Origin of the sequence: Streptomyces sp. Z423-1, from assembly GCF_013009255.1 — a bacterium.
GTDB classification, from domain to species: domain Bacteria; phylum Actinomycetota; class Actinomycetes; order Streptomycetales; family Streptomycetaceae; genus Streptomyces; species Streptomyces gossypiisoli.
On the sequence record NZ_CP053109.1, the window covers coordinates 3717177 to 3730575 of the forward strand.

Genomic DNA, 13399 nt, shown 5'->3' on the forward strand with positions numbered 1-13399 from the left:
CTGCGTGCCCAGTTCTGACGGGAAGGGCGGGGGCCGCTCAGGCGCCGGACGCCCCACCCGCCCGCGCGGCGAGGCGGCCCATGCGGGCGCGGGCCGATTCGAGCTCTTCGACGTCGTCGGCGGCCGGACCGCCCTCGGCGGCCAACTCGACCCACAGGCCGATCAGTTCACGCCCCAGGTCCAGTCCGAGCGCGGGGTCACGCACGGCCCGCCAGGCCGTGGCCGCGCTCTGCACGTTTCCGTAGGCACCCTCCGCGTCGTGCCTACGGCGGTGGATTCGGGCCACGTCCAGGGAGAGACGGAAGGCACGGACCGGGTCGGCCGCCAAGTAGGCGATGTACGCGGTGAGTTCGAGCAGCCGGAGCAGTTCGGGGTGGTCCGGGGCGAGGGCGGCCGACGCCTCGGCCACGGCTTGCTCCGCGAGGGCCGCAGCGGTGTCTATCTGCCCTGCCTTCACGGCTTCGCCGATACGGGCTGTGGGTTCGGCGAGGAGGGTGGAGGTGGGGCTCGGGAGATCCGCGGGCTCGACGAGGATGGCTTCGGCGACCGCGTCGAAGCCGCGGGGTGGGGTGGGCTTCGGATCCGGGTCCGGGTCCAGCTCCAGGCCCGGGCCCAGGTCGGGTTCCGGGCCCAGGTCGGGTTGCGGGCCCAGGTCGGGTTGCGGGCCCGGGCCCATGTCCGGCTGCGGCTCCGGATTCGGCTCCGGCGTGGTGAGGGGCTCCGGGTGCGGCCTCGCGTCCATGACCGGCGGCGGTCCGAACTCGCCCAGCGGCTGCGGCTCCTGAACCGCCTGCAGCCGGAAGGTCGGCGTGGCGGTGGCCGCGGAGGTCGGCGGCGTGCGCAGCAACTGCGTCGCGTTGTCCTGACGCGTGGCCTGTGCGGGCCGTCCGGGTTCCTGAGGCGGGCGGGGCGGAGCCGGTGCGGGTTCCTGAAGCGGCCGGGGCGGCGCGGGTACGGCTTCCTGCGCCGCGCTCGTCCGTACGGGCTCCGCCGCGAAACAACTGGACCCGTCCGGGTGAACCCGAAGCGGTACGACGTACCCGATCCGTTCGTCGTGAACCGTGGCGAGGACCGGCCGGCCGGTGGCGAGGGCGATGCGGTGGAGGTGGTTCAGGACCGTCTGCTGGAGCTCCTCGCCGGGCGCGGGGACGACCGGGACACCGCCGATCGAGGCGCTGCCGGTGCCGCCGGTGCCCTGCCCGGCGCCCGGAACGTGCACGTCGATCACCGCACCCGCGGTCCGGTACTGCTGTTCCCGCTTCTTCTCGCGGCCTGGTCGAGACATCGGTTCCCTCACTCGCCGGCGTCCACACCTCGGCGGACCCTACCGTCGAGTCTCACCGCTTCCGCACCATGCACGCGTCACCGGGGCGTCACAGCCTCGTCCCAAGACCCGGCACCCTCGTCACGGAGTTCTCCGCGATCACGCGAAGATCGATGGATGACGATCGCCGGCCGACGGCGGAGAGGAGCGGGCATGCGGACGAGCGCGCGACAGGGACCGGAGATCTGGCTCCGCGGCCCAGTGGCCGTGCCACCGGCACCGGAGCCCGCTCCCACCTCCCCCGGCAGGGTCCGGCGTTTCTCCTGGGTCGGCACCCACGGCGGGTCGGGGGTCTCCACGCTCGCCGCGGTGTACGGCGGTCAGGACTGCGGATGTGACTGGCCCGGCCCCGCCGATCCACCGTCGGTGCTGCTCGTCGCCCGCACGCACGCGACCGGGCTGGCCTCCGCCGTCCACGCCCTGGAGGTGTTCCGGCGTGGCGAGGCCCCCGCCGGGCTCGACCTGGACGCCGTCGTCCTGGTCGCGGACGCGCCGGGCCGGCTCCCCCGCCCGCTCACCCAGCAGATCAGGCTCATCGAGTCGGTCGTCGACGTCTACCGGGTGCCCTGGGTGCCCGCATGGCGGCTGGGTGATCTCAGCGGGTGCCCGCCTCGCGAGACGGCGGCGCTGGTCCGGCTGACGGCGACGGTTCGCTGAGCCACCACTGAGCCGACCCTGGGCTCCGGCGAACCCCATCGAATCCCCCTGACACTGGACGCCATCTCCATGTGTGTACATATAATGCAGGAGCAGGTAATCGCCGCACGCCGCACATCCGGAACTCCCTGGGGGACACCATGACCCGACGCTTCCTGTTCGTGCTGGGCAGCAGCCGCAGCGACGGCAACACCGAACTGCTGGCCCGCAGGGCCGCCGAGCAGCTCCCCGCCGACATCGAGCAGCAGTGGATCGACCTCGCCACGCACCGTCTGCCCGACTTCGAGGATCTCCGGCACGACAGCGATCACGTCCGCCCCACGGAGGGCAATGTCGCGCTGCTGCTCGACGCCACGCTCGCCGCGACGGACATCGTGATCGCCTCCCCGCTCTACTGGTACTCGGTGTCCGCCCACGTCAAGCGCTACCTGGACTACTGGTCGGGCTGGCTGCGCACCCCCGGTCTGGACTTCAAGGCGACACTGGCCGGCCGCACGCTCTGGGGCGTCACCGCCCTCGCGCACGAGGAGACCGAGGTCGCCGACCCGCTGATCGGCACCCTCAACCACTCGGCCGCGTACATGGGGATGCGCTTCGGCGGAGTCCTGCTGGGCAACGGCAGCAAGCCCGGCGACGTACTGAAGGACACCGAGGCCCTCGCCCGCGCGAAGACGTTCTTCGCACGGGAGGCGCCGCTCGCCCGTTTCCCGTACGAGGCCCAGTAGCCCGGACGGCTACGCGGTGATGTCCTTCGTCGTGAACCGGGCCCACGCCGCCGAGCCGAACACGATCGCGTAGAGGGCCTGCAGGCCGAGGTTGCGTATCAAGTCGTCCCAGTAGACCGGCTCGCGCATCAAGTCGGCGAAGGACAGCCAGTAGTGGGAGAAGAAGTAGGGCTGTATCGCGTGCAGTTGGGGTATCTGGTCGAGGATCTGCACGGTGATCAGCAGCCCCACGGTCGTCGCCATCGCGGCGATACCGCTGCTGGTCAGCGTCGAGACGAACAGTCCGAGCGCCGCCACGCCGATCAGTGAGACGGCGACGACCAGGGCGATCAGCAGGGCTCTGGCCAGGCCTTCGGCGAAGCTGATCCGCGTGCCGGAGATGGTCGTCAGGTCTCCCAGCGGGAACAGCAGCGCCCCGACGGACAGCGCCGAGACGGCGACGACCAGGGTGGCCGCCAGGCAGAAGGCCATCGTCGTCGCGTACTTGGTGAGCAGCAGGCGCGTACGGCCGACCGGGGCGACCAGGAGGTAGCGCAGGGTCCCGGCGTTCGCCTCACCGGCTATCGCGTCGCCCGCGACGACTCCGATGGCCATCGGCAGGAAGAACGGCAGGGTCGCGGCGAGGGCGGTGAAGACGAGGAACAGGCCGTTGTTGGTGATCTGCGTGATGAACGCCGGTCCCTCGCCGCCACCACCGCCGCCGCCCAGGGACGAGCCGTCGCTGGTCTCGATCTTCACGGCGATGCCGACCAGGACGGGCACGGCGGCCAGCACACCGAGCAGCGCGAGGGTGCGCCAGCGTCTGAAGGTGATGGTGAGCTCACTGCGCAGCAGACCGAAGGTCCACAACGGGCTGCGGCGGGAACCGACGACCTCAGCCTGCGACATCGAAGCCCTCCCCCGTCAGTGCCACGAACGCGTCCTCCAAAGACACCCGTTCCACGCCGAAGCCGCGGACCCGCACGCCCGCCGCCACCAACGCGGCGTTCAGCTCGGCGAGTTCCCCCTCCGACGGCTCCCCGGTCACCCGGTCCTCGGTGACGGCCACATCACCGACCCCGCGTTCCTTCAGCACCCGGGCCGCGTCCGCGGTGTCCGGCGTGGTCACCACCAGCCGGCCCCGCATCCCCGCCGCCAGGTCCGCCACCGCGCCCTGGGTGATCAGCCGGCCCTGCGCCATCACGGCCGCGTGTGTGCAGACCTGCTCGATCTCGTCGAGGAGGTGCGAGGAGAGGAACACGGTCGTGCCGTCGGAGGACAACTCGCGGATCAGGGCGCGGATTTCGCGCATGCCCTGCGGGTCGAGCCCGTTGGTCGGCTCGTCCAGGACGAGCAGGCGGCGCGGCTGGAGCAGGGCGGCCGCGAGGCCCAGCCGCTGTTTCATGCCGAGCGAGTAGGCCTTCGCCTTCTTGCCCGCGGCCGCCGCCAGTCCCACCCGCTCCAGCGCCGCCGCGACGCGGGCATGCCGGGTGCGTGGGTCGGCGGACGGGTCGGCGGAGTCGTACCGCAGGAGGTTGTCGCGGCCGGAGAGGAAGCCGTACAGGGCCGGGCCCTCGATGAGGGCGCCCACGTGCGGGAGCACGGCGTGCGTGGCCCGGGGCACGGGGCGCCCCAGCACGTGCGCCGTGCCCGACGTGGGCTCGATCAGGCCCATCAGCATGCGGATGGTGGTGGTCTTGCCGGAGCCGTTGGGACCGAGGAAGCCGAAGACGCTGCCCGCCGGGACGGTCAGGTCGAGGCCGTCGACGGCGAGCTGTCCGCCGCGGTAGCGCTTGGTGAGCGCGCGGGTGTGGATGATGCCCTCACCCGCGGCGCCCCTCAGCGGTCCCGTGACGGACGGCTCGTCCATGCGTCCCCCCGATGTGTCGTACTCGTACTCGTACCGGACTCACACGCGGCACCGAACCCCGGGCTCACTTTCCGGAGTCGCACTCACTCCCGGCTCACTTCCAGGAGTCGGCGCTCACGCCTGACTCACTTCCCGGAGTCGGCCGCCTTCACCAGCGCGTCCTTCGTGACAGCGCCGACGTAGACCTTGCCGTCGTCCGTGATCAGCGCGTTGACCAGGCGGGTCTTGAAGACCGTTCCCGAGCCGAACTTGCCGGTCACCTCGTCGCCCAGGGAGCCCAGGAAACCGCCCATGGCGCCCGCGTCGCCCATGTCGCCGCGCTTGGCGTCGGAGGGCATGCCCTCGGCGCCGGAGTCGATGACGGCGACGGACGTCCAGCCCTCGCCTATGACGTTCAGCCCGTCGAGGCCCTTGGCGAAGTCCTCCTCCTTGGGCTGCTGCGAGTGCTCCGGCGCGTCCACGCTGCCCTCCTCGGTCACCTTCGCGCCCTTGGGCGGGGTGAAGTCGAAGGTCGACGCGGCCGGCTTGGCGAAGCTGATCTGCGTGAAGCCCGCGTCCACCACGGCGGCGCCGCCGCTCGCCGGGGTCAGCGTGAACTTCAGCGGCAGCCCGGTCTTGGCGTCCACCGCCACACTGATCGCACCCACCGTGGAACCGGACTGCTTCGGCTCGATGACCAGCTTGTAGGCGTCACGGCCGGCGACCTGCGCGGTGCCGTCGACGGTCACGGACGTGGTGTCGTCGACCGCCTTCAGCGCCTCCTCGGCGAGTTCCTTGGGCGTGGCCGGGAACTCTTCCTCGCGCTGCTCGGCGCCCTCGCTCGCGGTGCCGTGGTAGACCTCGTTGGACGCGCTGTCGTAGCCCCAGACGTCCTTGCCGTTGTGGATCAGGCTGTACTCGGCGGCGTTCTCCAGCAGCGACAGCTTCTGCTTGTCGGGGCCGTCGGCGGCGACGCGCAGGGTGTGCGTACCGGAGGCCAGCTCGGTGAGCTTGGCCGACGGGTCGGCGGAGGAGCCCTCGCCGCCGGAAGGGGTCGCGCCGGACATCAGCTCGCTCTCCAGGCCGCCCAGGTCGGGCAGTCCCAGATCGGTGCTGATCTTCACCGTGCCGGACAGCTGCTGTACGTCCGATGCGGCGATCTTCTCTATGAGTTGCTGCCCGGTGATCTCCGGAAGGTCGGGGCTGCCGGAGTCGGCGATCGCGGGGACGAGCCCGATGGTCCCCGCCGCCACCCCCAGGACCGCCGCCGGGACGACGTACCGCGCGGCCTTGCGCCGCCGCGCCGCGCGCAGTTCGTCCGCGTCCGCCACGGCCGTGGTGTCGTCGGATTCGTACGGTGCCATGTGTGCCTTACCTCCGTCGTCGGCGGCGGCTGTCTCGTCACGTCCCCGCATGGGTCCCACCCTGAGCCGCCATTCTCACCCGGATCGGTGAGGAGTGGTGTGTTCCGTGGTCTCCATCTGACCAAACCGGACGGCGAGAAGCGTCAGACCGGGGAGCCAACTCCGCGTACTGCTGCGGTATGACACGACAGGACGGCATCTACTCCCGACCCGTAGGGGTTCGACGGGGCCACGACAACAAACCGGACGGCCAACGCCCGGCGAACCGGACGTCGAACACCGCCGACCGGACGCGGGCTATCCGGCCCGGTGCACCACCGCGTCGCACAGCTCCGTCAGCGCCGCCTTCGCGTCGCATTCGGGCAGCGGCGCGAGCGCCGCCCGCGCCTCCTCCGCGAACCGCACGGTGTCCCGCCGGGCCTGCTCCAGCGCCGGATGCATCCGCAGCGCGGCCAGCGCCTGCGCGTGCCGCGTGTCATCGGTCAGATCGGAGTCGAGCAGCTCGCACAGCGCGACGTCCTCCGCCAGTCCCAGCCGGGCCACTCGCTCCCGCAACCGCAGCACGGGCATCGTCGGGATGCCCTCGCGAAGGTCGGTCCCCGGTGTCTTGCCGGACTCGTGGGAGTCGGAGGCGATGTCCAGCACGTCGTCGGCGAGCTGGAAGGCGACGCCCAGTCGCTCCCCGTACTGGGTCAGCACGTCCACCACCGACTCGTCGGCCCCGGACATCATCGCGCCGAACCGGCACGACACCGCCACCAGCGATCCGGTCTTGCCGGCGAGCACATCGAGGTAGTGCTCGACCGGGTCCCGCCCGTCCGAGGGACCCGCGGTCTCCAGGATCTGCCCGGTCACCAGCCGTTCGAACGCCTCGGCCTGCACCCGCACCGCCTCGGGTCCGAGGTCGGCCAGGATGTGCGAGGCCCGGGCGAACAGGAAGTCGCCGGTGAGGACGGCGACGGAGTTGCCCCAGCGAACGTTCGCACTCGGCACCCCGCGCCGTACCGCCGCCTCGTCCATCACGTCGTCGTGGTACAGCGTCGCGAGGTGGGTCAGCTCCACGACCACGGCGGAGGGCACGACTCCGGGCGCGTACGGGTCACCGAACTGGGCCGTGAGCATCACGAGCAGCGGCCGGAACCGCTTCCCGCCGGCTCGCACCAGATGCTGCGCGGCCTCCGTGATGAAGGGGACCTCGCTCTTGGTGGCTTCGAGCAACCCTTCCTCGACAGCCGCCAATCCGGCCTGGACATCGGCTTCCAGAGCCTGGTCCCGCACGCTCAGCCCGAACGGCCCGACGACGGTCACGAGGGGTCTCCTGTCTGCTGGTGTCTACTGGCGATTACGCGGAATGTCGATAGGTCGCTGCCTTCACTCAAGTCAGCGTATCCGGTCACGTTTCGATCACCGAGGCCGCCCACCGTTACACCTCGGGCGGTATCGGATCACGCCGGGTATGTTTTTGATCAGTTGATATGAGCAGGTATTTATCGACTCGGCCGGAAGAGGTGACCCTCGCCTCGCAGCGCCGTCGATACCGCGCCCGACAGCCTGCCGCGACCCGGCGACGAGAGCGCCTTCCTCGGCCGGCCCAGGGGCCTGCTCGCCCTCTCCGGTCTTAAGGTCTGGGAGCGCTTCTCGTTCCTCGGCATGCAGGCCATCCTCGTCCTGTACTTCGCCGACACGCTCGCAACCGGCGGCCCGGTCATGTCCGCCGGGACGGCCGCCTCCGTCTCCGCCGCCTACGGCACCCTCGTCTACCTGGTCTCCGCCGTCGGCGGCCGGCTCGCCGACCGTGTCCTCGGCTCGTACCGAGCCGTGCTCTGGGGCGGCGTCCCGATCACCTGCGGCCACTACGCCCTGGCCGTGCCCACCGCGACCATGACCTGGGTGGGCCTCGGCCTGACCAGCGCGGGCACCGGTCTGCTGAAGCCCAACGTGGCCCCCATGGCCGGCAAGCTCTACCGCACCGACGACGACCGCCGCGACGCCGGGTTCACCCTCTCCTACATGGCGATCGACATCGGCGCCTTCGCGGGCCCCCTGGTCACCGGTCGGCTCGGCGACCACCAGGGCCGGCGCTGGGGCTTCTCGGCGGCCGCGATCGGTATGACGTTCGGCCTCGTCCAGTACGTCACCGGCCGCCGTCACCTGGCCGGACGCAAGCACGCCGCGCAGTTCGCGCTCGCGCCGGAGGCGAGGCGCCGTGCCGTCCAGCCCATCGCCACCGGGCTGGTGATCGCCACCGCGCTCGTCTCGGTGATCGCCCCGGCCGGCTACTTCGTGATCATGTTCATGACCCTGCGGGTGACCCCCGAGGAACGCGGCCGACTGCGCCCGTACGTCGTGCTCTTCCTCTCCTCGACGGTCTTCAACTTCGTCCCTTTCCAGGCGTACTCCACGATGATGCTGCCGCCCGCGTCGAACGCCGAGACGACGATCCTCGGCTTCGACTTCCCCACCAGTTGGTAAGCCTCCGCCCTGGGCGCCTTCGAAGTCGCCCTCGCGCCGCTGGTGGCCGCCCTGTGGGTGCGGATGGGCCACAGCCGGCCGCACGCCTCCCACAAGATCGCCCTTGGTGTCGTCCCCGGCGGCCTGTCCTTCCTCCTCATAGCCCCGCCGACCTCCGGCATGTCGGCCACCACCAAGCTCGCCCCCGCCGCCTTCGCCGGCCTGGTGGTGCCGGCCGCCGCGCCCTGGCTGCGCCGCACGATGCACCCGGTCCACTGAAGCCATCCTCTGGAGTACCTCCCGTACCGCCTGACCGACTGGACCGCGCCCCGCGACCACCAGCGCCACCTCTGGTACGCCGGGTGGTGAACTGGCTGGCCGCGGCTTCAACTCCCTCCAGATCGCGGCCCTTGCGCCCGAGCCGCCCGAGCCGCTCAATGCGATCGTCACGGTCTGCTCCACGGACGATCGCTACGACAACGACGTGCAGTACATGGGAGGTTCCGTCCTCGCCGTGGACATGCACGCGTGGGCGGCGACCATGCTGGCGTTCGTCTGCCGCCCGCCCGATCCGCGGTATGTCGGCGACGCCTGGCGGGACATGCAGCTGCGGCGCCTCGACGAGGTCGAACCCTTTCTGCACACCTGGCTCGACCACCAGAAGCGCGACGACCACTGCCGGCACGGCAGCGTCTGCGAGGACTACGGCGCGATCCGGGCGGCCGTCCTCGCGGTGGGCGGCTGGCACGACCCGTACCGCGACACGGTGCTCCGCCTGGTCGAACACCTCCCGCCCGACCGCGTCCGCGGCCAGATCGGCCCCTGGTCCCACCAGTACCCCGACCGCGGCCTGCCGCCCGGCCCGGCGATCGGCTTCCTCCAGGAGACCCTGCGCCGGCCGCGGGCGCGGCTGCGGCTGACGTCACAGGTGCCCCGCGGCCAGGTCATCACGCGCGTGTGCGATGTGGCGCCGGACGGATCCTCGACCCTGGTGACGCGGGTGTGATGAACCTCTCCGCGCGTGAGGGGCGCGACCGGATCGTGCCGTGGGCCCCGGGCACCACCGAGGACGTCACCTTCGAGGTCTCGCCCCTCGCCTTCGAGGAACCGGAGCAGTCCGAGCCGCACGGCGTCGCCTATCCGGCCCCTCGCCCCATCGGCGAGGACGATCCACTGTCCGTCCACAGAGGACTCCTTGTCCGCAAATGAGGCAATTTGCACCGCCGATGAAGAGGTGACCTTCCATCGGACCTGGGAGAAGCGCATCCCACGGACCGCCGGTTGAGCAGCACTTGGGCGCATTGCCCGAATTGCCGTTCTTCTACTTGCGCGTGAGTTGGCTCACGCGTACGCCTTCACGATCCCCTCACAGAGATCCCGCGATCCGCCTTTACGCGCCGCCGAGTTGCCCCTTGCCGACCGCAAAGGATCAAGCATGGCAAACACGCAGTTCGAAGATCAAATCGCGCAATATATGAATCCGCTACTTGTTTCGGACATGTGCTCTCGCATACGTTCCCGGCCAGTCGGGCGGAACGCCGAATCCTGCCGCCGCCCGCGCCACCCATGACGGACTCACTCACCGCACGGCAGGAGCGGGGGACCCAGGTAAGTCGCCGGGCCGGATGTCGTACGCAACGACACACGGAACGGCTTGGGGTGAAGTCGCACTCGCAAGGGCGCGGCCGGGCACCTCCCCGCCCGAACCCGACAGCTCACCTCGCAGGCGCCGGAGAGGACATCCCCCATGACTGCAAACGGTCAGTACCGCCGCTCCCGCTCTGCCCGCATCGCCCGCAAGCTCGCCGTCGCCGGTACCGGCGTGGCCGTGCTCGCCCTCCCGCTGATGGGGGCCACCAGCGCCTCCGCCGCCACGCCCACGGCCGTCACCACCGCCGCCACGGCCACGACGTACCCGAACAACCTCGACGGCTGGATCCGCGAGTCGCTCGACATCATGGCGCAGCACGGGATTCCGGGCTCGTACAACGGCATCTACCGCAACATCATGCGTGAGTCGTCCGGCAACCCGTACGCCATCAACAACTGGGACTCCAACGCCGCCAAGGGCACCCCGTCGAAGGGCCTGCTCCAGGTCATCGACCCGACCTTCGCCGCCTACCACGTGCCCGGCACCGCCTTCGACCCGTACGACCCGGTCGCCAACATCACCGCCGCCTGCAACTACGCGGCCGCCCGCTACGGCTCCATCGACAACGTCTTCGGCCCCTACTGAGCCCGGGCGAGCAGCCGTTCGAGGACGACGGCGATGCCGTCGTCCTCGTTCGACAGGGTGATCTCGTCGGCCACCGCCTTGAGTTCGGGGTGGGCGTTGGCCATGGCGACGCCGTACGCCGCCCAGTCGAACATGGGGATGTCGTTGGGCATGTCCCCGAAGGCGATGGTCTGCTGCGGACTCAGGCCCAGATAGCGGGCCGCCAGCGCCAGCCCCGTCGCCTTGGTGATGCCGCACGGCTGGAGCTCGACCGTCCCCGGCCCCGACATGGTGACGGTCGCGAGCGAGCCGACCACCGTGCGGGCCACCGCCGCCAACTCGTCGTCGGTCAGGGCCGGATGGCGCAGCAGCACCTTGCTGATCGGCGCGCACCACAGGTCCTCGCGACGGTCGACCCGCACCGCGGGCAGCGTGGGGTGCGGCATCAGATAGCCGGGCTCGATGAGCGTGAGCCCGTCCACGCCGTCCTGGTCGACGGCCGCGTACACCTGGCCGACCTCGGCCTCGATCTTGCCGAGGGCGGTCTCGGCGAGTTCCCGGTCCAACGTGACGGACCACAGCAGACGGTCCGCGCCGGCGTCGTACAACTGCGCGCCCTGCCCGCACACCGCGAGCCCCCCGCCGCCCAGGAACTCCAGCAGCGGTCGCACCCTCGGCGCCGGCCGTCCGGTCACCACCAGATGCCGGGCACCGGCCGCCGAGACCCGCGCGAGCGCGGCGAGCGAACGGTCGGAGACCGTGTCGTCGCCGCGCAGCAGCGTTCCGTCCAGGTCAGTGGCGATGAGGGCGTAGTCGGTACGCGCGTACTCGGTGCGCGCGGCATATGCGGTGGGTGCGGCCATGATCAGAGAATACGGACAACGCACCCACACCGTTCATCCCCAACTATCGTCCGCCTGTCTGCTTTTCACCCCCACGTGGTGCCCGCAGGCTCCTTGATCGTGGTGTTGATGCGGTTGAACAGGTTCGTCAGCGAGATGGTCAGGATCAGCGCCGACAGTTCCTTCTCGTCGAAGTGGTCGGCGACCTCGTCCCACAACACGTCCGGAACCGACTCCTCGGACAGGTCGGCGAGCCGCGTCATCTTCTCCGCGAGCGTCAGCGCGGCGCGCTCGGCGTCGCTGTAGTAGGGCGCGTGCCGCCAGGTGACGACCGATGTGATGCGCTCCTCGCTCACGCCCGCCTTGCGCAGATTGTGCACATGCCCGTACACGCACGCGCCGCATCCGTTGATCTGGCTGACCCGCAGCGCCACGAGCTCCGCGAACTCCTGGGACAGCCCGCCCTCCCCGATGGCCTGGGTGAGGGTGCCGATGCCCTTCATCGCGTTCGGGAGGACGTACGCCGGGTTCGTCATCCGTGCCTGCATGGTGCTGCCTCCTGTTGTCAGTGGCCGGTGCGATGCTTGCTTTCACTGCACTGACGGATCGGGGGCGGTCGTTGTGACGGACCTGAGGGACGAAATTCAGAACATCAAGATCCATTTGTCGCGCTGCAGACACTCCCAAGACAGAGGCCCCAGCCGTAACGTGATCCGCGACCGCATGGACCGCGTACGAAAGTGAGGCAGCACCCCATGCCCCCCTTCGATGTCCCCGAGGGCGACCCCTTCGGCCCGCACAACCTTCCGTACGGCGTGTTCTCGCCCGCCGGCTCCGCCGACCGGACGGTGGGAGTCCGCCTCGGCGACCACGTCCTCGACGCCGGCGCGGCGGCGCTGGCGCTCGGTTCCCCGTACGCCGAACTGCTGGCCCGCCCGACCCTGAACCCGCTGCTCGCCGCGGGCCGCACCGCCTGGTCGGACGTCCGGCGGGCACTGACCGCCTGGGTCACCGTGCCCTCCCACCGCGAGACCCTCGCGCCCCTGCTGCACCCCCTCTCCTCGGTGACCCTGCACCTGCCCTTCGAGGTCGCGGACTACGTCGACTTCTACGCGTCCGAGAACCACGCCCGGAACGTCGGCCGGATCTTCCGCCCCGACGCGGCCGACTCCCTCACCCCCAACTGGAAGCATCTGCCGATCGGTTACCACGGCCGCTCGGGCACGGTCGTCGTCTCCGGCACGGACGTCGCCCGCCCCTGCGGCCAGCGCAAGGCCCCGACCGACGCCGCGCCGGTCTTCGGCCCGTCCGTCCGCCTGGACATCGAGGCCGAGGTCGGCTTCGTGGTCGGCGTCCCGTCGGCGATGGGCACGCCCGTCCCGCTGTCCGGCTTCCGCGACCACGTCTTCGGCCTGTGTCTCCTCAACGACTGGTCCGCCCGCGACATCCAGGCCTGGGAGTACGTCCCTCTCGGCCCGTTCCTCGGCAAGTCCTTCGCCACCTCGGTGTCGGCGTGGATCACCCCGCTGGACGCGCTGGACGAGGCACGGGTGGCGCCGCCGGAGCGGACGCACCCCTTGCTGCCGTACCTGGACGACACCGACGAGGAACCCGGCGGCTACGACCTCCGGATCTCCGTCGCCCTCAACGGCCACGTCATCTCGGAGCCGCCCTTCTCCACCATGTACTGGACGGCCGCCCAGCAGCTCGCCCACATGACCGTCAACGGCGCCTCCCTGCGCACCGGCGACCTGTACGGGTCGGGCACGGTCAGCGGTCCCGGCGAGCGCGAACGCGGCTCTCTCCTCGAACTGACCTGGAACGGCCGCGATGCCCTCGAACTCCCCGACGGCAAGCGGACGTTCCTGGAGGACGGCGACGTGGTGACGATGACGGCCTGGGCACCGGGGGCGGGCGGGGCCCGGGTCGGGCTGGGGGAGGTGAGTGGGCGGGTCGTCGCGGGATGACGTTTCCGCGACAGCGACGGTCCGGG

Annotated in this window: 11 protein-coding genes, 2 pseudogenes and 1 riboswitch; of the genes and pseudogenes, 6 read left to right on the plus strand and 7 right to left on the minus strand. The window is 70.7% G+C overall.

Features of this window, described 5'->3' with window-relative positions; translation table 11 throughout:
* Positions 1-37 precede the first annotated feature (37 nt).
* On the minus strand, positions 38-1285 hold the full coding sequence (locus HJD23_RS16635; RefSeq protein WP_171112508.1) for a tetratricopeptide repeat protein: 1248 nt from the start codon (positions 1283-1285) through the stop codon (positions 38-40).
* A gap of 192 nt (positions 1286-1477) precedes the next feature.
* Between HJD23_RS16635 and HJD23_RS16640 the strand changes: the two genes are divergently transcribed.
* Positions 1478-1981 (plus strand): DUF6668 family protein, encoded by a 504-nt coding sequence (locus HJD23_RS16640; RefSeq protein ID WP_171112510.1) that lies wholly within the window; start codon positions 1478-1480, stop codon positions 1979-1981.
* A 140-nt stretch (positions 1982-2121) separates the two neighbouring features.
* On the plus strand, positions 2122-2706 hold the full coding sequence (locus tag HJD23_RS16645) for an NAD(P)H-dependent oxidoreductase (RefSeq protein WP_171112512.1): 585 nt from the start codon (positions 2122-2124) through the stop codon (positions 2704-2706).
* Between the two features lie 9 nt (positions 2707-2715).
* Here the strand turns inward: HJD23_RS16645 and HJD23_RS16650 are convergent, their stop codons facing one another.
* The 4 genes from HJD23_RS16650 to HJD23_RS16665 all read right to left on the minus strand — a co-directional run bounded on the left by HJD23_RS16650 (position 2716) and on the right by HJD23_RS16665 (position 7206).
* Complete coding sequence (locus HJD23_RS16650) at positions 2716-3594, minus strand: ABC transporter permease (RefSeq protein ID WP_171112514.1); 879 nt, start codon at positions 3592-3594, stop codon at positions 2716-2718.
* Entirely contained in the window at positions 3581-4555 is a 975-nt protein-coding gene (locus tag HJD23_RS16655; RefSeq protein ID WP_171112515.1) for an ABC transporter ATP-binding protein, read from the minus strand. Before HJD23_RS16655 ends, HJD23_RS16650 begins: the two co-directional genes overlap by 14 nt.
* Before the next feature lie 125 nt (positions 4556-4680).
* Complete coding sequence (locus tag HJD23_RS16660; protein WP_171112517.1) at positions 4681-5898, minus strand: outer membrane lipoprotein carrier protein LolA; 1218 nt, start codon at positions 5896-5898, stop codon at positions 4681-4683.
* Positions 5899-6195: 297 nt separating this feature from the next.
* Entirely contained in the window at positions 6196-7206 is a 1011-nt protein-coding gene (locus HJD23_RS16665; RefSeq protein WP_171112520.1) for a polyprenyl synthetase family protein, read from the minus strand.
* Positions 7207-7449: 243 nt separating this feature from the next.
* On the opposite strand from HJD23_RS16665, the pseudogene HJD23_RS16670 reads away from it, so the two are divergent.
* From HJD23_RS16670 to HJD23_RS16680, 3 genes and pseudogenes are all read left to right on the plus strand, one after another.
* A pseudogene (locus HJD23_RS16670) lies at positions 7450-8628 on the plus strand (peptide MFS transporter).
* Between the two features lie 9 nt (positions 8629-8637).
* Positions 8638-9634, plus strand: a pseudogene (locus HJD23_RS16675) (CocE/NonD family hydrolase); the annotation flags it as partial.
* A 281-nt stretch (positions 9635-9915) separates the two neighbouring features.
* A riboswitch (cyclic di-AMP (ydaO/yuaA leader) is annotated at positions 9916-10091 on the plus strand.
* 5 nt (positions 10092-10096) lie between these two features.
* The gene (locus HJD23_RS16680) at positions 10097-10585 is read left to right on the plus strand and encodes a transglycosylase SLT domain-containing protein (RefSeq protein WP_171112522.1); all 489 of its coding nucleotides are present in this window, start codon (positions 10097-10099) and stop codon (positions 10583-10585) included.
* On the opposite strand, the gene HJD23_RS16685 is transcribed toward HJD23_RS16680, so the two are convergent.
* Entirely contained in the window at positions 10579-11427 is an 849-nt protein-coding gene (locus tag HJD23_RS16685; RefSeq protein WP_171112523.1) for an HAD family hydrolase, read from the minus strand. The two genes, HJD23_RS16680 and HJD23_RS16685, sit on opposite strands and share 7 nt — an antisense overlap.
* 65 nt (positions 11428-11492) lie before the next feature.
* Complete coding sequence (locus HJD23_RS16690; RefSeq protein WP_171112526.1) at positions 11493-11954, minus strand: carboxymuconolactone decarboxylase family protein; 462 nt, start codon at positions 11952-11954, stop codon at positions 11493-11495.
* Positions 11955-12161: 207 nt separating this feature from the next.
* Between HJD23_RS16690 and fahA the strand changes: the two genes are divergently transcribed.
* On the plus strand, positions 12162-13373 hold the full coding sequence (gene fahA / locus HJD23_RS16695; protein WP_171112527.1) for a fumarylacetoacetase: 1212 nt from the start codon (positions 12162-12164) through the stop codon (positions 13371-13373).
* Positions 13374-13399: the final 26 nt, after the last annotated feature.